Consider the following 19244-nt stretch of genomic DNA (forward strand, 5'->3'; position numbering starts at 1 on the left):
CGGGTGAGGGGTCTCCATCCTCACGAACAGTCTTGCGAGCGGAGAGAACCCCTCATCCGGCGCTTCGCGCCACCTTCTCCCACAAGGGGAGAAGGAAGAAAGTGCCTCACACCTTCTTCGCTTCGACCGCCATCCGCACCGCGAGCCCGGCCAGCACCGTGCCCATCAGCCAGCGCTGGACCAGCATCCAGCTCGGCCGGTTCGCAAGGAATTGCGCGATCGATCCCGCCGCGAGCGCGATCATCGCGTTGACGCTGACGCTGATCGCGATCTGGATTGCGCCGAGCACCACCGACTGCGTCAGCACGCTGCCGGCGGTGGGATCGATGAACTGCGGCAGCAGCGCAAGATACAGCATCGCGATCTTCGGGTTGAGCAGGTTGGTGACAAAACCCATCGCGAACAATTTGCGCGGGCTGTCGACCGCGAGCTGCTTCACCTGGAATGGCGAACGTCCGCCCGGCTTCACCGCCTGCCAGGCGAGCCAGAGCAGATAGCCCGCGCCGGCAAAGCGCAGCGCGTCATAGGCGAAGGGAATGGCGAGCAGCAGCGCCGTGATGCCGAACGCCGCGCACAGCATGTAGAACACGAAGCCGAGCGCGACGCCGCCGAGCGAGACGATGCCCGCCGCCGGCCCCTGCGTGATCGAGCGCGAGATCAGATAGATCATGTTCGGTCCCGGCGTGAGCACGAGGCCAAGGCAGACGAGGGCGAAGCCGAGCAGGGCGGAGGTGTGGGGCATGGGTGAACCGGTGCGGGAGATGGCACGGTTCTAATATGCGAGGCGAGGTGGGGCCATCGCGCAATTGCTCGGAGGACAATTCAGGTTCTCGCATGTCACTCCAACGTCGTCCCCGCGAACGCGGGGCCCATACCCCCAGGGAGAAGTTTGACGCGCGATAGTCATGGGCAATCTTCGCCAAACCCGATCCAGTGGCTATGGGTCCCCGCTTTCGCGGGGACGACACCGACCGTGTGGCGTCAGCGAGTGCAAGCGGGAGAGGTAAAGAGCCGCCTCAATGCGCCTCGTCCCAGTTGGTCGCCGCCCGCGCATCGACGTGCAGCGGCACCGACAGCAGCACGGCCGGGAACGGTGCGTCCTGCATCACGTGCTGCACGACGGGGAGCGTCGCCTCGACCTCGGCGTCGGGCACCTCGAAGATCAATTCGTCGTGCACCTGCAGCAGCATTTGCGCCGACAGCTTCTTCTCGGCGAGGGCATCCTCCACCCGCGTCATGGCGCGGCGGATGATGTCGGCCGCGGTGCCCTGGAGCCGCGCGTTGATCGCGGCGCGCTCGTTGAAGGCACGCACCGAGGCGTTGGAGGCCTTGATGTCGGGGTAGTGGCATTTGCGGCCGAACAGCGTGGTGACATAGCCATTCTGCCGGCAGAAATCGCGCGTCTCGTCCATGTAGGCGCGGATGCCGGGGAAGCGCTCGAAATATTTCTTGATGTAGGCCGAGGCCTCCTCGCGGGCGATGCCGAGCTGGTTGGCGAGGCCGAACGCGGAGATGCCGTAGATGATGCCGAAATTGATCGCCTTGGCGCGGCGGCGGATTTCGCTCGGCATGCCCTTGATCGGCACGCCGAACATTTCCGACGCCGTCATGGCGTGAATGTCGAGACCGTCGCGGAACGCCTGCTTCAGCACGGGAATGTCGGCGATCTCCGCCAGCAGCCTGAGCTCGATCTGCGAATAGTCCGCGGAGACGAGCTTGTGTCCGGGTGTTGCGATGAAGGCGCGGCGGATTTTTCTGCCGTCCTCGGTGCGCACCGGGATGTTCTGCAAATTCGGCTCGTTCGACGACAACCGGCCCGTCGTGGTCGCGGCCAGCGCGTAGGTCGTGTGCACGCGATGGGTCTGCGGATTGACGTAGGTCGGCAGAGCGTCGGTGTAGGTCGATTTCAGCTTCGAGACCTGGCGCCACTCCAGGATCTTCTTCGGGAAGTCATGGCCCTGCTCGGCGAGCTCGTCGAGCACCTGCGCGGTGGTCGACCAGGCGCCGGTCTTGGTCTTGGTGCCGCCGGACAGTCCCATCTTGCCGAACAGGATGTCGCCGATCTGCTTGGGGCTGCCGACATTGACCGGCTCGCCCGCGATCTCCTGGATCTCGGCCTCGACGCGGGCCGCGGTCTGGGCGAAGTCGCCGGACAGGCGCGACAGCACCTGGCGGTCGATCGAGATGCCGCGCCGCTCCATGCGCGCAAGCACCGCAACCAGCGGCCGCTCCAGCGTCTCGTAGACCGCGGTCATATGCTCGGCGACCAGGCGCGGCTTCAGCACGCGCCAGGCGCGCAAGGCGACGTCGGCGCCTTCCGCCGACAGTGCCGCGGCCTTGTCGATCGGCACCTGGTCGAAGGTGATCTTGCCCTTGCCGCTGCCGAGCAGCTCGCTCTCCTTCAGCATGGCGTGTCCGAACCAGCGCTCGGACAGCGATTCGATCGCGTGCGACCCGCGGCCGGCATCGAGCACGTAGGAGATCAACTGCGCATCGTCGGTGTTGCGCAAGGTGATGCCGTGCTGCGCCAGCATGACGGCGGTGAATTTGAGATCGAAGCCGATCTTGAGAATGCCCGCCGATTCCAGCACCGGCCGCAGGGCGTCGATCGCATCGGCATGCTTGACCTGATCAGGTGCAAGGCCGGCGTCGAACAGGCCGGCCCCGCCGCCAGCTTGCTTGTGCGCCAGCGGCACATAGCAGGCCTCGTTCGGCGCCAGCGCCAGCGCGATGCCGCAGAAATCGGCCTGCATCGGATCGATCGAGTTTCCGCGGATCTCGACCGCGACATGACCGGTATCGTGGATGCGGGCGATGAAGGCGTTGAGCTCCTCGAGCGACTTGATCGTTTGATATTTGGCGCGATCGACTGGAAGCCTGCGCAGCGCCTCTTCGCGCGCGGCGGCCAGCGAGATCGGCGCGCCCTTCGGGCTCGCAGCCTTGTCCTCCTTGCCCGCTGACCTGTTGGGCTCTTTCGCCCGGGCTTGCGCCGACGTATCGCCGCCCGGCGCAGGCACGACATCGGAGGGCGGCAGCGTCGTGAACACGCTGGCGCCGCTGGCATAGCCAGGGTCGGCATCGACATTGGCGGGATCGATTTGCGAATATTCGGCGACGCGTCGCGTCAGCGTCGTGAATTCCATGGCTTTCAGGAAGGCGATCAGCTTGCGTGCGTCGGGCTCGTGGACCGCGAGGTCGTCCAGCGGCACATCGAGGTCGACCTTGTCGTCGAGTAGCACGAGCTGCCGCGAGATCCGCGCTTTCTCGGCATTCTCGAGCAGCGCCTCGCGCCGCTTGGGCTGCTTGATCTCGCCGGCGCGGAACAACAGTTGATCGAGGTCGCCATATTCGGTGATCAGCTGCGCCGCGGTCTTGATGCCGATGCCGGGCACGCCGGGCACGTTGTCGGTGGAATCGCCGGCCAGAGCCTGTACCTCGACGACCTTGTTCGGCGGCACGCCGAATTTCTCGATCACCTCTGGGATGCCGATGCGGCGATCCTTCATGGTGTCGTACATGGTGACGCAATCGGTGACGAGCTGCATCAAATCCTTGTCGGAGGACACGATGGTCGCGCTGGCGCCGCGCTCGCAGGCCTGCCGCACATAGGTTGCGATCAGGTCGTCGGCCTCGAAGCCCACTTGTTCCAGGCAGGGCAGGTCGAAGGCGCGGACCGCCTCGCGGATCAGCGCAAATTGCGGGATGAGATCGTCAGGCGCCGGCGCCCGGTGGGCCTTGTACTCCGGGTAGATCTTGTTGCGGAACGTGACCTCCGACTTGTCGAAGATGATCGCGAGGTGCGTCGGCCGGTTGTCTTCCGGCATGTCGCGGAGCAGCTTCCACAGCATGTTGCAGAAACCGAGCACGGCGTTGACCTGCAGGCCGTCAGACTTGCGGTTCAGCGGCGGCAGCGCGTGGTAGGCGCGGAAGATGTAGCCGGAACCGTCGACCAGGAAGATGTGGTCGCCCTTGCCGGCCGCCTTTGCTGCAACCGGTTTGGCCGCAGCTGTCGCGGCAGTGGGGGGATCGGCTTTGGCGGAGGTCTTCGGGGAGGTCTTTGGCATGGCCGCAATGTATGAATTTTTGCGGGCTTTGACAGCCTTGGGAAGGGGATTTTTGCCCTCAGCCCACACTCAATTGTCGTCCCGGACAAGCGCAGCTCTTGGCAACGCGTAGCGTTGCCGGGAGCGGAGCGTCGATCCGGGACCCATAGCCACAGGGAGGAGTTTGGCGAAGGCTGGTGGTGACGAGGCCCTGGTACGGAAGCCACGATCCATCGATAGATCACGCGGTATGGGTCCCTGCTTTCGCAGGGACGACAGATTGCTACTCCGCCGCCTGCAACACCGGCCCAGCCTTCTTCGGCGCAATCCAGAACGCCTCCGGCCGCTCGAACAGGAAGTGCGCATTGAGCCGTAACGCGCCCCGCCAGATCGCGAGTGCGCCGAGCACGCCGGCGACGGTGACGATCAGCGATACCGTGCCGATATCGGGAATGATGCCGGTGCGCAGCAGCAGCGTTCGCGTCGCCGCCATCGGCAGGAAGAAGGCGAGATAGATCACGATCGAATGCTCGCCGCAGTAGCGGAAGAAGTTCAGCCATTGCGCGCGCGCGAGCAGCGTGCCCATGGTGATGATGGCGCAGGCACCGGCAAAGCCGAGCACGAGCGAGACGACCTTCCCTTCGCTGGCGCCCGACGCGACGAGGCCGGCATTGACCAGTGCCCAGGTCGCGAGCGCTGCGAGCGCAAGGACGGGATGCTTCCGCGCGCGATCCGACAGCGCGAACACGTAGGGCGCGAACAGATAGCCCGAATAGAAATAGACGAAGCGTGAGCAGAACTCGTCGATCGCGGTCCAGCCGGTCGAGATCCGGGCTGTCTCCAGGGCGGCGGCGACCAGCCAGATCGCGAGCGGCGGGAATTTGCGTGTCAGTTTTGTGACGACGAAGAAGACCGGCAGCAGATAGATAAACCACAGCGTGCCGAACGGCTCGATGAAGGATTCGAGATACAGGAGACCAACGTGATGCCAGCTCGTCTCCGCCGCGAAAGCGGGCGCCTTGAAGCCGAATTGGATTGTCACCCAGACGACATAGAAATAAGCGAAATGCACCACCTTGCGGTCGAGATAGGTTCGCCAGTCCCGATCGATCACCAGTGGCAGGAACAGGCCCGAGATCAGGAAGAAATCCGGCATCCGGAACGGCTTTGCGAAGGCCACGGCGACATGCATGAAACCGGTCTCGCCGGCGGCGAGCTCGACCCCCAGCACCGAATGCATCATCACGACCATGATGATGCAAATGCCCTTGGCGTAGTCGATCCAGTCGACACGCGCGGCAGAAGGGGATTGGCTGCCTCCGCTCCCTGCAATTGTGCCAGATGGTGCCATGGTGTCTCTTTTCGAGGCGCGTTCCGCCCTGTCCTGTTCGGGTGCGAGGCAGTGTGGGGCCTGCACGGTTTCCGACTTCTTTACCGGTTCAATTCCCATGCCGCTTTTTTGCCTGCGGACTGTTCCCTCCCCTCGGGAAGATGCTAAACCGCCCCGTGTCGGGGTTTCGTTAACCAATCTAAAACAGGGATTTTCATGCGCATCGCGATGATCGGCACGGGTTACGTGGGACTGGTGTCCGGAGCCTGCTTTGCTGATTTCGGTCACGACGTCACCTGCGTCGACAAGGACGAGAAGAAGATCGCGGCGCTCCATCGCGGCGAGATTCCGATCTACGAGCCCGGCCTCGACGAGTTGGTCGCGACCAACGTCAAGGCCAAGCGGCTCGACTTCACCACCGATTTGTCCAAGCCGGTCGCCGATGCCGATGCCGTGTTCATCGCGGTCGGCACGCCGTCGCGGCGCGGCGACGGCCACGCCGACCTCTCCTATGTCTACGCCGCAGCGAAGGAGATCGCGCGGTCGCTCACCGGTTTCACCGTCGTGGTGACGAAGTCGACCGTGCCGGTGGGCACCGGCGACGAGGTCGAGCGCATCATCCGCGAGACCAATCCCAAAGCCGACGTCGTGGTCGCCTCCAATCCAGAATTTCTGCGCGAGGGCGCGGCGATCCGTGACTTCAAATTTCCCGATCGGGTCGTGGTCGGCACCTCCGACGAGCGCGGCCGCAAGGTGATGGGCGACATCTACCGTCCGCTGTCGCTGAACCAGGCGCCGCTGATGTTCACGGAGCGTCGCACCGCCGAGATGATCAAATACGCCGCGAACGCGTTTCTCGCGACCAAGATCACCTTCATCAACGAGATCGCCGATCTCTCGGAAAAGGCCGGCGCCAACGTCCAGGAGGTCGCGCGCGGCATTGGCCTGGACAACCGCATCGGCACCAAATTCCTGCATGCCGGTCCCGGGTTCGGCGGCTCGTGCTTCCCGAAGGACACCAAGGCGCTGATCAAGATCGCGCAGGATTACGACGTCTCCTTGCGCATCGTCGAATCCGTGCTGGCCGTGAACGAAAATCGCAAGCGCGCGATGGCGCGCAAGGTCAGCCAGGCGCTCGGCGGCTCGCTGCGCGGCAAGACCATTGCGGTGCTCGGCCTCACCTTCAAGCCCGACACCGACGACATGCGCGATGCGCCGTCGATCCCGCTGGTGACAGGCCTGATCGACATGGGCGCGACGGTCAAGGCGTTCGATCCCGTCGGCATGGAGCAGGCCAAGGGCGAGCTGCCCGATATCACCTATTGCGAGGACGCCTATTCCTGTGCGCAAGGTGCCGACGCGCTCGTCATCGTCACCGAATGGGTGCAGTTCCGTGCGCTCGATCTCGACCGGCTGAAGAGCGTCATGGCGCAGCCCGTGGTCGTCGACCTGCGCAACATCTACCGCCCCGAAGACATGGAAGCCGCCGGCTTCACCTATGACAGCATCGGCCGCCCGCCTGTGCAGGGCTGATCGCCACACACGATTGTCATACCCCGCGAAGGCGGGGTATCCAGTAATCCCGATCTTCGTGATGATCGGGATCTGAGTTGACTGGATCACCCGCCCGGCGCGCAAGGCGGGTGATGACGGATGCGAGATCTTGCCCCGCAGTTTCGACACACCCCTCCCGATCGATGCCGTGCTCGACGACTTGTCGCGCGCGCTGGAGGCCAGCAATGCCGCCGTGCTGGTGGCGCCGCCCGGGGCCGGCAAGACCACGCGCGTGCCGCTGGCCTTGCTCGATGCGCCCTGGGCGAAGGGCAAGAAGATCATCGTGCTGGAGCCGCGGCGTATCGCGGCGCGCGCCAGCGCCGACCGCATGGCCAAATCGCTGGGCGAGCGCGCCGGCGAGACCGTCGGCTATCGCGTCCGGTTCGGCTCGAAGATCTCGCGCACCACGCGCATCGAGGTGGTGACAGAAGGCATCTTCACCCGCCAGATCCTCGACGATCCCGAGCTGTCAGGCGTTGCCGCCATCCTGTTCGACGAATTCCACGAGCGCTCGCTCGATGCCGATATGGGCCTCGCGCTGGCGCGCGATGCGCAGACCGGTCTGCGCGAAGACCTGCGCATCCTCGTGATGTCGGCGACGCTCGATGGCGCGCGCGTCGCAAGGCTGCTTGGGCAAGCGCCCGTCGTCGAGAGCGAGGGGCGGGCCTTCCCCGTCGAGACGCGCTATCTCGGCCGCAAGGCGGATGCGCCCATCGAGCGGCAGATGGCGGATGCGATTGCTTCGGCGCTGCGTGCCGACAGCGGCTCGGTGCTGGCGTTCCTGCCGGGCGCCGCCGAAATCCGCCGCACCCAGAATTTCCTCAGCGAGCGCGTGCAGGACGCCTCGATCGAGATCGTGCCGCTGTTCGGCGCGCTCGATGCCGCCGTGCAGGATCGCGCCATTTCGCCTGCACCCAAAGGCATGCGCAAGGTGGTGCTGGCGACGTCGATCGCGGAGACCTCGCTGACGATCGAAGGCGTACGCATCGTGGTCGATTCCGGTCTTGCCCGCGTGCCGCGCTACGAGCCCGACATCGGGCTGACGCGGCTCGAGACCGTGCGCGCCGCGCGTGCGGCAGTGGATCAGCGCCGCGGTCGCGCCGGCCGCACCGAGCCGGGTGTCTGCTACCGGCTCTGGGACGAGCCGCAGACGGCTTCGCTCGCGCCCTACACCCAGCCGGAAATTTTGAGCGCCGACCTGTCTTCGCTGGTGCTCGATCTCGCGCAATGGGGCGTGAGCGATCCCGCCGCGCTGTCGTTCCTCGATCCGCCGCCGGCGCCCGCGTGGAAAGAGGCAAAAAGCCTCCTCTCCGAGCTCAACGCACTCGATGGCGATGGCCGCATCACCGCAGAGGGAAAAAGCCTGCGTGCACTGGCGCTGCCGCCGCGGCTGGCGCGCATGATCGTGGATTCGCATCGCGCAGGCGAGGGCGAAGCCGCCGCCGAGATCGCGGCCATCATCACCGAGCGCGGGCTTGGCGGCGACAGCGTCGATCTCGAGCATCGGCGCGACCAGTTCCGCCGCGACCGTTCGCCGCGCGCCGCCAGCGCGCGCGATCTGGCGCGGCGCTGGGCCTCGCAAGTGGCGGCGTCGGAGAGGGCCGGGCCGCAGGATGATCTCTCGACCGGCTTGATGCTCGCCTATGCCTTCCCCGATCGCGTCGCACGCAATCGCGGCAATGGCAGTTTCGTGCTGGCCAACGGCCGCGGCGCCGCCGTCGAGCAGACCTCCTCGCTCGCCCGCGCGCCCTACATCGCGATCGGCGAGATGACCGGGACGGCGGCGAGCGGGCGTATCCTGCTCGCCGCGCAGATCACTGAGAGCGAGATCGAGCGGCATTTCGCCGAGCATATCGAGAGCGCCGACGAGATTTCGTTCGACCGCGGCGCGATGGCGCTGCGCGCGCGGCGCAAGCGCGTGCTGCATGCGATCACACTGTCCGAAGCGACGCTTGCCGTCTCGCCCTCCGAGGATACCGCGCGTATCTTCGCGGATGGATTGATCGCCGCCGGCCTCGATCGGCTGCCCTGGTCGAAGGCTGCAAAGCAATGGCGCGACCGGGTGATGTTCCTGCGCAAGGCCGAGGGCGACAGCTGGCCCGACCTGTCCGACGAGGGATTGATCGCGCGCCGCGACGACTGGCTGGTGCCGGCGCTCTACGACAAGATCGCGCTCAAGGACATTTCGCCCGGCGATCTCTCCGACGCGCTGATGGCGCTGCTGCCGTGGGAGATGCGCGCGCGGCTCGAGCGCGAGGCGCCGACGCATTTCGAGGCGCCGACCGGAAGCATGCTCGCGATCGACTACGAGGCCGAGCAGGGGCCGACCATCGCGGTGCGGCTGCAGGAATTGTTCGGCCTCAACGCCCATCCCTCGATCGCCGCCGGCAAGGTGCCGCTGGTGCTGGAATTGCTGTCGCCGGCGCAGCGCCCGGTGCAGGTGACGCGCGACCTTCCCGGTTTCTGGCGCGGCAGCTACGCCGCGGTCCGTTCCGACCTGCGCGGCCGCTATCCCCGTCATCCCTGGCCGGACGATCCGGCCAGCGCCGTGCCGACCCGGCGGGCCAAGCCGCGCGGGACGTGAGGGCGCATTAACCGTCCGCTCATCCTTTTCGTCAAAATAGCATCGCTCTGGCCGCAGCAATGCTCGCGGCTTGGTGTGCCGCGTGTTGAAATCGAGCTTTCCGGCTCGGAAGTGGTGTGATGCGTAACATTATGATCATCGCAGCCGTCATGATCGGCCTCGGCACCTTCATGGCGCAGATGGCGGACAGGATGAGCTCCGCCTCCGCAAGCTCGGCGCCGCGCACCACTGTCGCCGTCGCGGCCACTGCGCCCGCCGGGGGCCGCAGCCTCGCCGTTTCCCGCGATGGCCGGGGTCATTTCCAGACCGAAGGCCGGATCGAGGGTCAGCGCATCGGCTTCATGCTCGACACCGGCGCCTCCGTGGTTGCGCTGAATGAGACCTCGGCGGCCCGCTTTGGCCTGCGTCCTTCGCGCAGCGATTACAACGCCACCGTCTCCACCGCCAACGGCACCATCAAGGCCGCGCGCACCCGCATCGCGATGCTCGAGGTTGGCGGTCTGGTCGTGCGCGACGTCGACGCCATGGTGCTGCCCGACGAGGCGCTGTCGGAGAACCTGCTCGGCCTGTCTTTCCTGTCCCGCCTGAAGCGTTTCGAATATTCCAACGGCCAGATGGTGCTGGAGCAGTAGGCCCGCCCGGAGGGGGCATTGGCGGGGGCTCCCGCCGGGCCGAACAGGGTGCTATATTCTGTCCATGAATGGACCCGATGCAATGGCGATCCTGCGAAAGTCCGAACGCGCCCTTCGCGAGCGGGGCGTTTTGCATGCCGCGTTGTTCGGCTCGATGGCGCGGGGTGAAAATCACTCCGGCAGCGATGTCGATATCATGGTCGAGATTGATCCAGATGCGCGGATCACTGTGTTCGACTACGTCGAACTCAAGGAATACATTTCCAATCTGTTTGACGGCCCGGTCGACGTCGTCAATCGCGATGGTCTGAAATCATACGTCGCTCCTGCCGCGACGGCCGATGCCGTCTATGCCTTCTGATCGCATCGACGGGACCCTGCGGGACATCCTGCATCACATCGACTTGGCGACCGAGTTCGTCGGAAGTCTCGATCGCGAGGCGTTCGCGGCGGACCTCCGGGCGGTCTATGCCGTTACGCGATGTCTGGAGATCATTTCAGAAGCGTCTCGCCGCCCCCAGAGGATCTGAAGACCAGGCACCCGGCCATTGCATGGAGACAGATGGCGGCGGCGGGCAATGTCTATCGCCACAACTATGAAGATGTTGCTGCACATCTTGTGTGGGAAACTGTTCAGCAGGCTCTGCCGGCTCTCAAGGCAGTCGTCGAAGAGGAGATTGCACGACTGCAGAGTTAGCTCATTCCGGTCATACATTTGGTACTGCCCTCGCGGTAACGTTTCTTCGTTACCAAACTGCCGCAATTATCGGCCATAAGCCTTCATTCCCGCCTTCCGCTGCGGCCCTGCATTCGCTAAGGCTGCCTCAATTCCTGCCCTTCACGAGACCGTCTCAATGTTCCCGAAGCCGAAATCCGTCCTTTTGCCCAACACCTACGCCTTCGAATCCGAGCCGATGGTGAAGCCCACGGGCTTTCGCGAATACGACGCGCGCTGGTTGTTCCAGAAGGAAATCAACCTGATGGGGGTGCAGGCGCTCGGCATGGGGCTGGGCGCGCTGATCGCCGAGCTCGGCGTCAAGCAGGAGATCGTCACCGGGCATGATTTCCGTGGCTATTCGGCCTCGATCAAATACGCGCTGATCTCCGGCCTGATGGCTGCGGGTTGCAAGGTGCATGACATCGGTCTTGCGGTGACGCCGATGGCGTATTTCGCGCAGTTCGATCTCGACGTGCCCGCTGTTGCGATGGTGACCGCCTCGCACAACGACAATGGCTGGACCGGCGTGAAGATGGGCGCCAACCGTCCGCTGACTTTCGGCCCCGACGAGATGACGCGGCTGAAGGAGATCGTCCTGAACGCGGAGTTCAAGAACAAGGCCGGCGGCTCCTACCAGTTCCACGAGAACTACCCGGCGCGCTACATCGCCGATCTCACCAATCGTCCGAAGCTCAAGCGCAAGCTCAAGGTCGTCGCGGCCTGCGGCAACGGTACCGCTGGCGCCTTCGCGCCGCAGGTGCTGGAGGCGATCGGCTGCGAAGTGATCCCGCTCGACACCGAGCTCGACCACACCTTCCCGAAATATAATCCGAACCCCGAAGACATGGAGATGCTGCACGCGATCCGCGATGCGGTGCTGCATCACAAGGCCGATGTCGGCCTCGGCTTCGACGGCGACGGCGACCGCTGCGGCGTCGTCGACAATACCGGCGAGGAGATCTTTGCCGACAAGGTCGGCGTGATGCTGGCGCGCGACATGTCGGCGATCCACAAGGATGCGCAGTTCATCGTCGACGTGAAGTCGACCGGCCTGTTTGTCACCGATCCGGTGCTGCAGAAGCAGGGCGCGAAGGTCGCCTATTGGAAGACCGGCCATTCCTACATGAAGCGCCGCACCAACGAGACCGGCGCGCTGGCGGGCTTCGAGAAGTCCGGCCATTTCTTCTTCAACAAGCCGTATGGACGCGGCTATGACGACGGCCTGGTGTCGGCGATCGCGATCTGCGACATGCTCGACCGCGCGCCGGGCAAGTCGATGGCGGACCTGAAGAACGCGCTGCCGAAGACATGGTCGTCGCCGACCATGTCGCCGCATTGCGCCGACGAGACCAAGTACGGCGTCATCGACCAGGTGGTGAAGCATTTCGAGGGCTTGCAGGCCAAGGGCGCCAGGATCGGGGGACAGGCGATCCGCGACCTCGTCACCGTCAACGGCGTGCGGGTCACGGTCGAGGACGGCAGCTGGGGCCTGGTGCGCGCCTCCTCGAACAAGCCCGAGCTCGTCGTCGTGGTCGAGAGTCCGGTCTCGGAGCAGCGCATGCACGACATGTTCGAGATGGTGAACAGCGTGCTGCGTACGCATCCCGAGGTCGGCGAGTACAATCAGACGATTTGAGCAGTTTCAGAGATACTGGACGCCGCTATCTCCGCCGTCATGCCCGGGCTTGTCCCGGGCATCCACGCCTCTCCTCTTGCGCGAATGCAAGGACGTGGATGGCCGGGACAAGCCCGGCCATGACGATTGCCGAAGGAGCGTCGTCCTCCGTCGAGCAGCTAAGCCGCCACCACCGCCGGAATCGGCAGCGCTGTCACCGACTTGATCTTCTCCATCGCGAAGCGCGAGGTGACGTTCTTCAGCGGCACGGCGCTGATCAGCTTCTTGTAGAACACGTCATAGGCCTGCATGTCCGCGACCACGACGCGCAGCATGTAGTCGACGTCGCCGGCCATGCGATAGAACTCCATCACCTCGGGCATCGCGCTGACGGCTTCGGCGAATTTCTTCAGCCAGGCGTCGGAATGGTCGGAGCTCTCCACCGAGACGAACACGGAGATGCCGAGCCCGATCTTGTTCTGGTCGACCAGGGCCACCCGCTTCAGGATCACGCCGTCAGCCTCCAGGCGCTGGATGCGCTTCCAGCAGGGGGTCGAGGACAGGCCGACGCGGTCGCCGATTTCGGCGACGGACAGGGAGGCATCTTCCTGCAGCACCATCAGGATCTTGCGGTCGATGGCATCGAGGCGGCGGCTGGTCTCGGGGATCTGGACGGCGAGGTCGGTCATTTGAAGAACTTTGTTCCATTTCAGGGGCTGATTTCCCTGATATAGAGAAAATCTTTCCCCAGCAAGCCCATAATCTCGGCTCATCGATGGAATTGCTCTAGGGCCTCCCTCGCAAAAACCCTTCAACTTCAATACGTTGGGGTGCAGCCATGCCGCCGCCATGGCGGGTGCATTTCAGTGCTGCAGCGGCCGCGGCGAATCGCAGCGCCTCCGGCACCCCCTTACCCTCGGCGAGGCCAAGCGCGAAGGCACCATGAAAGACGTCGCCGGCGCCGAGCGTATCGACCGCCTGGACCGGGAAGGCCGCGGTCTCTTCCGGCTCGCCTGCCTCGTTCAGCCAGATCGTACCGAGTGGACCGCGGGTCGCCGAAAGGAAGGCCGGCGTCAGCCTGGCCAGGCGTTGCAACGCCTTGGCGTCGTCGGCGATGCCGGCGGTCTCCTGCACCTGCTCGCTGGCGAACAGCAGATGCGAGGCGGCGGTCAGCAGGCCGTCCTGCAACGACATCGCGCGATCGACGCCGACGATGACGGGAATGCCGCGTCGCCGGGCCTCGGCGCAGAGATCAACGCAGAATGAGGCACAGCGGCTTTCGACGAGGACCGCACGGCAATCGGCCAGCAATTCGTCGGCATTGGGCAGCTTCACGCGCCACAGGCCGGGATCGCGATAGATCGTGAGCGTCCGCTCGCCCGAGGGCTCGATCATGATCGCCGAGATCGGCGTGGTCATATCAGGCATGCGCACGATATGCGTGTCGATGCCCTCCTGCGCCATTTGGTCGAGGATGAAGCCGCTCGATGTCTCCCGTGCATCGCCCATGGGGCCAGCGAAGAAGACGTGACCACCAAGCCGCGCAATCGCGATCGAGGCATTGAGCGCGTTGCCGCCGCAGATCTCGGCGAGGTGGCTGGCGTTGGCCTTGCTGCCGCGCGCCGGCACGGACTCGACCCGAAAGGTGAGGTCGCGCACCGGAATGCCGATGCAGAGGATTCGCGGCGCGATCCCGGGTGCGGCCATCGGCGGTCAGCTCTTGTCGTGCACCCAGCGGCCGAGCAAATGATGGGCGATGGCGAAGGGATGCGGGCCGGCGAGCCCGTCCGGATGCGTCCGCGTCAGCATCAGAGCTGCCTCCTCGCGCGTGAACCAGCGCGCATCCTCAAGCTCCGAGTGATCGACGATGATGTCCTCGCTCACAGCTCGCGCGCTGCAGCCGATCATCAGCGACGACGGATAGGGCCAGGGCTGCGTCATGTAATATTGCACGTCGGTGCAGCGGATCCCGGATTCTTCCAGGATCTCGCGGCGCACCGCGTCCTCGATGGTCTCGGCGGCCTCGACGAAGCCGGCGAGGCAGGAATACATCCCTGCCGGAAACTGCTTCTGGCGGCCAAGCAGGCACTTGTCGCCGGAGGCGACGTGCATGATCACGACAGGGTCGGTCCGCGGAAAATGCTCGGCCTTGCAAGCCGGGCACTCGCGCTTCCAGCCGCCTTCCTTCATCGCGCTGCGCGAGCCGCAATTGGCGCAATAGCCGTGGCGCTGGTGCCAGCCGACCATAGACTTCGCCATCGCGATCGCCGACAGCTGGTCGGGAGGAATCGCGCCCTGCATCGCCATGCCGCGCAGCTCGGTCACGGTGTAGTCCTCGCGTCCCACCAGCTTCTCGGCGGCGGCCTGCGACAGGCCCATGCCGAATATCGCGGCGCCGTCCCGCAGCCCCAGGAAGATCGTGCCGGGATTGGCGCCGCACTTCAGCGCCTCGTCGATCGAGAGCAGCGCGCGAATCTTGTCGCCCTCGCGCTTGACCAGGAGCGAGTCGCGATAAACGACATAGGCGCGCGAGGTCGGCTTCTGCTCCATCGCGAACAGCTTCTGGTCGTCGCGGCGCAGATGCGCGGCGCGATCGAGGATGTTGGTGACGAAGGCCGGCTGTCCCAGCGGAAATGCGTTGAATGCTGACATTATCGTTCTTTCAACCCAACCAGATCTTGCGGCGAAGCGCGCTGATGAAATTCTGAACCTCTGCGGCGTCATGCGCCAATGGCGGCATCACGCCCCAGACCGGCCGCGGCCAGGCCGCGTCACTGGTGCGGCGCGCGATGATGTGAACGTGAAGCTGCGGCACGAGGTTGCCGAGCGCCGCGACATTGAGCTTGTCGCATCTGGTGATCTCCTTCAGCGCGCGCGAGACGCGGGAGATCTCCGTCATCAGCTGCGCCTGCTGCACCTCGTCGAGATCGATGATTTCGACCGCGTCAGCGCGCCGTGGCACCAGCAGCAGCCAGGGATAATGCGCGTCCTTGATGACCAGCACCTTCGACAGCGGCAGATCGCCGATGTCGATGGTGTCCTCTTTCAGGCGGGAGTGCAGCGACCAGGCGGGTTCGGGCATATGCGTTTCCGGATGGCCCGGTGGGTTCGGGCGTGTTGGGCACGACCATACGATAGGGATTCCCTGAGGGGAAGGATGGCGCCCCGCTGTCACCGCATACGCGGTCGTCGTCCCGGACAAGCGAAGCGCAGATCCGGGACCCATAACCACAGGCAGTCGTGTGGCGAAGACTCGTGGTTGCCGGCTCGCGCACCAACCTCGCCCTGTGGTTATGGATTCCGGGCTCGCGCTGCGCGCGCTCCGGAATGACGGAAACTACGCCTCCGCCAGCACCCGCGCATTGGCGCGGACCGAGGCTTCGCTGACGCGAATGCCAAGGCCGGGCCCGTCGGGCACCACGACATGGCCGGCGCGGTTGGCGACGCGCTCTTCCAGCACGTCCTCGGTCAGCACGTGGTGCGGCATGTAGAATTCGCAGCCGAGCGAGATGCCCGGCGTCGCCGCGATCAGCTGCGTGCCGGCGGCTAGCCCAATGCCGCCTTCCCACAGCGTGCCGCCATAGCCGGGCAGCCCGGCGATGTCGGCGATCGCCATGATCGCCTGCGCCTCGAACAGGCCGCCGGCCTTCATCAGCTTGATCGAGACGGCATCGGCGGCTTCGCGGCGCACCACTTCCATCATGTCGCGGCGGTCGAAGCAGCTTTCGTCGGCGAGCACGGGCGTTTCCAGCGCGGCGGTGAGCTGCGCCATCACGTCGAGGTATTTGCGCGGCACCGGCTGCTCGATGAAGGTTGGCGCAAACTCTTCGACATCGCGCAAGATCTTGATGGCGCCGAATGGCGCGAGTGCCTGGTTGTAGTCGACGCGCAGATCGACCTTGTCGCCGAATTCTTTCCGGATCGCCTCGAGATGATCGAGATCCTCGCGGTGCGGTTTCACGCCGGTCTTGACCTTGTAGATGACATTGCCGTCCGGAACCATCTTTCGCATGCGCTCGAGGTCGGCGGCGAAATCCGGATCGGCGATGGAGAAGGAGAGGGGAATCGTGTCGCGCACGCGGCCACCGAGCAGGTCGGCAACCGACAGCCCCGACGATTTGCCGACGATGTCGAGCAGCGCCATCTCGATGGCAACTTTGGCCTCGGCATGGCCGACCAGCGCGCGGTCGAGCTCTGTCATCAGCGCGCGGATCCGGCGCACCGGCTTGCCGAGCACGATGGGACGCAGATAGATGTCGAGCGCGGCGAACGCGGCTTCCGGCGTTCCCGTGAACACCTCCCATGGCGCGGCTTCACCCCAGCCGATCACGCCATCGCTCGCGGTGAGCTCGATCAGCACGCGCTTCACCGTGCCCTTGACGTTGCCGACGCCCTGCAGGCGCGCCATCTTGATCGGGCTTTCGATCAGGAACAGCCTGAGACGTTCGACGGTCGCTTCGCTCATGTCAGGCCTCCATTGACGTGCCAGACCTGGCCGGTGACGTAGGATGCTTTGGGGGATGCCAGGAAGGCGATGATCTCGGCGACCTCTTCCGGTCGCCCGCGGCGGCGCATCGGGATCAGCGCTTCGGTCGCCGCGATCTGCTCGGGCGACAGCCGGCTCTCGCCCGGCTTGTCCTTGATGATGAGGCCCGGCGACACCGCGTTGACGGTGATGCCGTCGCTGGCGAGCTCGATCGCGGTCAGCCTCACCAAGGCTTCCAGCGCGGAACGGCTCGCGGCCGTTGCCGCGAACGGTGCGAATTCGGGCCGGATCGCATGTGCGACGAAGGAGGACACGGCGACGATCCGTGCATCATGCCCCGCGCGCAGCAGTGGGAGCGCGGCATCAACAAGACGCGTGAAGGCCAGCGCCGACTCGTCCATCGCCTGCCGGAACTGATCGGCCGGCGTGCCGATCGCGCTGCCGCGGCGGGCATGGCCGCCGACCAGGATCAATCCGTCGAGCCGGCCGAAGGCGGCTTTCGCGGCGGCGATGGCGACGGTGGCCGCGCTCTCCTCGGCGAGGTCGCCGAGGCATTTTGCGGCCACGGCGCCCTTCGCTTCAATGTCCACTGCGGTGGCTTGAAGACCTTCCGCGTTCGATCGCGTGTGCAGCAGAAGTGCGGTGCCGGGCGCCGCGAGCAGCTTTGCGGTGGCACGGCCGATGCCGCTGGCGGCACCGGTGACGAGATAGACGCGGTTGATATCGGACATCACGATGCCGTTGTGGCCGGCGGCAGCGCGCCGGTGCGGTGGAAATGGCTGAGGAAGGCACGCGTGGCGGCTTCCCTGGGATTGTCGATCACCTGCCGCGCCGGGCCTTCCTCGACCACGACACCGTCGCGCATGAAGATGAGGCGGTCGGCGACCTCACGGGCAAAGGCGATCTCGTGGGTCACGATCACCATGGTCATGCCTTCGGAGGCCAGTTGCTGGATCACGCTCAGCACCTCGCCGACCAATTCAGGATCGAGCGCAGAGGTGGCCTCGTCGAACAGCATCACATCGGGCTCCATCGCCAGCGCGCGGGCGATGGCGACGCGTTGCTTCTGTCCGCCGGACAGCGTCGCCGGATATTGGTCGGCCTTCTCGGCAAGGCCGACCTTGGCGAGTTGGGCACGCGCGAGCGTCTCCGCGTCCGCCTTGGCCATGCGCCGCACCGTAACCGGTCCCTCCATCACGTTCTCAAGCGTCGTCATGTGCGGGAACAGGTTGAAATGCTGGAACACCATGCCGGTGGTAGCGCGGAATTTTGCCAGCGTCTTCACATCAGGCAGTTTTGCACCTTCACCAAATGCAAAGCGCGTGTCGCCGACGCGGACGCTGCCGCCGTCGGGCACGACCAGCAGATTGATGCAGCGGAGCAGAGTCGACTTGCCGGAGCCCGACGGGCCGATCAACGCCACGACGCCGCCCTTGGCGACGTCGAGATTGATGTTCTTCAAAACCTCGTTGCTGCCAAAGCTCTTGCGAAGGCTGCGGATCTCGATCTTTTGCGTCTCGCTCATTCGCTGACCGCCAGTCGCTTCTCGCCGCGGCGGACGAGGATGGTGAGCGGGATCAGGATCGCCGCATAGGCGACCGCGACCGCGGTGTAGGTCTCCAGCGGCCGGTAGCTGTCATGGGCGGCGACCTGGCTCTGATAGACGAGGTCGGGCACCGCCAGCACCGAGACCAGCGAGGTGTTCTTGAACTGGATGATCGACTGGTTCATCAGCGCCGGGATCATGCGCTTGATCGCCTGCGGCAGCACGATGCGCCGCATGGTCTGGATCGGCGTCATGCCCAGCGCGGCGCCGGCTTCGGACTGGCCGCGGTCGATCGAGATGATGCCGCCGCGGATGATCTCCGAATAGAACGAGCCGCCATAGAGCGAGAGCGCCAGCGCCGAGGCCGTGATCGGCGTCATCTCGACGCCGGCGAGGATCGGCAGCGCGTAATAGAACCAGATCAGCTGCACGAGGATCGGCGTGCAGCGGAACGCCTCGATGAAGGTGAGCGCGAGAAGACGCAGCGCCTTGAACCGCGACAGGGTCCCGAACGCTCCGAACAGGCCGAACAGCAGCCCGCACACGACGATGACGACGGTGAAGCCGACGGTGACGCCGAGTCCGTTGAGAAACAGCCAGCGATAGCTCCAGAGGATGCCGAAGTCCCACTGATACATGCGTATGTTACTCGTCGTACGCCTTGGCCGCTGGCGTTGTCGTTCCGGGGCGATGCGAAGCATCGAACCCGGATCCTCGAGATTCCGGGTTCTCGCTT

Annotated in this window: 18 protein-coding genes; 7 read left to right on the top strand and 11 right to left on the bottom strand. The window is 65.1% G+C overall.

All coding sequences use genetic code 11. The features are described from left to right. Nucleotides 1–106: 106 nt before the first annotated feature. From GDN70_RS05810 to GDN70_RS05820, 3 genes are all read right to left on the bottom strand, one after another. A complete protein-coding gene (locus GDN70_RS05810; protein ID WP_028140860.1) occupies nucleotides 107–742 on the bottom strand; it encodes a LysE family translocator in 636 nt (211 codons plus the stop codon). 274 nt (nucleotides 743–1016) lie between these two features. Further along, complete coding sequence (polA, locus tag GDN70_RS05815) at nucleotides 1017–4064, bottom strand: DNA polymerase I (RefSeq protein ID WP_152102270.1); 3048 nt, start codon at nucleotides 4062–4064, stop codon at nucleotides 1017–1019. 262 nt (nucleotides 4065–4326) lie between these two features. Beyond that, nucleotides 4327–5394 carry an acyltransferase family protein gene (locus GDN70_RS05820; protein WP_028140858.1) on the bottom strand — a complete coding sequence of 356 codons (1068 nt, stop codon included), beginning with the start codon at nucleotides 5392–5394 and terminating at the stop codon, nucleotides 4327–4329. Nucleotides 5395–5589: 195 nt separating this feature from the next. On the opposite strand from GDN70_RS05820, the gene GDN70_RS05825 reads away from it, so the two are divergent. The 7 genes from GDN70_RS05825 to GDN70_RS05850 all read left to right on the top strand — a co-directional run bounded on the left by GDN70_RS05825 (nucleotide 5590) and on the right by GDN70_RS05850 (nucleotide 12497). Beyond that, nucleotides 5590–6906: a UDP-glucose/GDP-mannose dehydrogenase family protein gene (locus GDN70_RS05825; protein ID WP_028140857.1), complete on the top strand. Its 1317-nt coding sequence runs from the start codon at nucleotides 5590–5592 to the stop codon at nucleotides 6904–6906. Nucleotides 6907–7036: 130 nt separating this feature from the next. Further along, the gene (hrpB, locus tag GDN70_RS05830) at nucleotides 7037–9511 is read left to right on the top strand and encodes an ATP-dependent helicase HrpB (RefSeq protein WP_173015758.1); all 2475 of its coding nucleotides are present in this window, start codon (nucleotides 7037–7039) and stop codon (nucleotides 9509–9511) included. A gap of 119 nt (nucleotides 9512–9630) precedes the next feature. Next, nucleotides 9631–10143, top strand: coding sequence for a TIGR02281 family clan AA aspartic protease (locus tag GDN70_RS05835; protein WP_028140855.1), 513 nt, complete (start codon nucleotides 9631–9633; stop codon nucleotides 10141–10143). An 82-nt stretch (nucleotides 10144–10225) separates the two neighbouring features. After that, nucleotides 10226–10504 (top strand): nucleotidyltransferase family protein, encoded by a 279-nt coding sequence (locus GDN70_RS05840; RefSeq protein ID WP_312015374.1) that lies wholly within the window; start codon nucleotides 10226–10228, stop codon nucleotides 10502–10504. Further along, nucleotides 10494–10673, top strand: coding sequence for a DUF86 domain-containing protein (locus GDN70_RS35750; protein ID WP_338128699.1), 180 nt, complete (start codon nucleotides 10494–10496; stop codon nucleotides 10671–10673). Before GDN70_RS05840 ends, GDN70_RS35750 begins: the two co-directional genes overlap by 11 nt. Nucleotides 10674–10705: 32 nt before the next feature. Continuing rightward, entirely contained in the window at nucleotides 10706–10840 is a 135-nt protein-coding gene (locus tag GDN70_RS35755; protein ID WP_259217911.1) for a DUF86 domain-containing protein, read from the top strand. Nucleotides 10841–10997: 157 nt separating this feature from the next. Further along, nucleotides 10998–12497, top strand: coding sequence for a phosphomannomutase/phosphoglucomutase (locus GDN70_RS05850; RefSeq protein ID WP_152102271.1), 1500 nt, complete (start codon nucleotides 10998–11000; stop codon nucleotides 12495–12497). 158 nt (nucleotides 12498–12655) lie between these two features. Here GDN70_RS05850 and GDN70_RS05855 read toward each other — a convergent pair whose 3' ends face one another. The 8 genes from GDN70_RS05855 to GDN70_RS05890 form a co-directional block, all read right to left on the bottom strand. Next, entirely contained in the window at nucleotides 12656–13165 is a 510-nt protein-coding gene (locus GDN70_RS05855) for an Lrp/AsnC family transcriptional regulator (protein WP_011090847.1), read from the bottom strand. A gap of 97 nt (nucleotides 13166–13262) precedes the next feature. Next, nucleotides 13263–14183: a sugar kinase gene (locus GDN70_RS05860; protein ID WP_038973189.1), complete on the bottom strand. Its 921-nt coding sequence runs from the start codon at nucleotides 14181–14183 to the stop codon at nucleotides 13263–13265. 6 nt (nucleotides 14184–14189) lie between these two features. Continuing rightward, complete coding sequence (gene nudC, locus GDN70_RS05865) at nucleotides 14190–15128, bottom strand: NAD(+) diphosphatase (protein ID WP_038973188.1); 939 nt, start codon at nucleotides 15126–15128, stop codon at nucleotides 14190–14192. 10 nt (nucleotides 15129–15138) lie between these two features. Further along, entirely contained in the window at nucleotides 15139–15558 is a 420-nt protein-coding gene (locus GDN70_RS05870) for an HIT domain-containing protein (RefSeq protein WP_028140850.1), read from the bottom strand. A 255-nt stretch (nucleotides 15559–15813) separates the two neighbouring features. Beyond that, nucleotides 15814–16941 (bottom strand): muconate cycloisomerase family protein, encoded by a 1128-nt coding sequence (locus GDN70_RS05875; RefSeq protein ID WP_038973187.1) that lies wholly within the window; start codon nucleotides 16939–16941, stop codon nucleotides 15814–15816. Continuing rightward, a complete protein-coding gene (locus GDN70_RS05880; RefSeq protein ID WP_038947334.1) occupies nucleotides 16938–17693 on the bottom strand; it encodes an SDR family NAD(P)-dependent oxidoreductase in 756 nt (251 codons plus the stop codon). The genes GDN70_RS05875 and GDN70_RS05880 overlap by 4 nt, the downstream gene beginning before the upstream one ends. Beyond that, nucleotides 17693–18487, bottom strand: coding sequence for an amino acid ABC transporter ATP-binding protein (locus GDN70_RS05885; RefSeq protein WP_038973186.1), 795 nt, complete (start codon nucleotides 18485–18487; stop codon nucleotides 17693–17695). Before GDN70_RS05885 ends, GDN70_RS05880 begins: the two co-directional genes overlap by 1 nt. Then, complete coding sequence (locus GDN70_RS05890) at nucleotides 18484–19146, bottom strand: amino acid ABC transporter permease (RefSeq protein ID WP_028140846.1); 663 nt, start codon at nucleotides 19144–19146, stop codon at nucleotides 18484–18486. Before GDN70_RS05890 ends, GDN70_RS05885 begins: the two co-directional genes overlap by 4 nt. Nucleotides 19147–19244: the final 98 nt, after the last annotated feature.

It is taken from the genome of Bradyrhizobium sp. TM102, from assembly GCF_009176685.1.
Classification (GTDB): Bacteria; Pseudomonadota; Alphaproteobacteria; order Rhizobiales; family Xanthobacteraceae; genus Bradyrhizobium; species Bradyrhizobium ottawaense.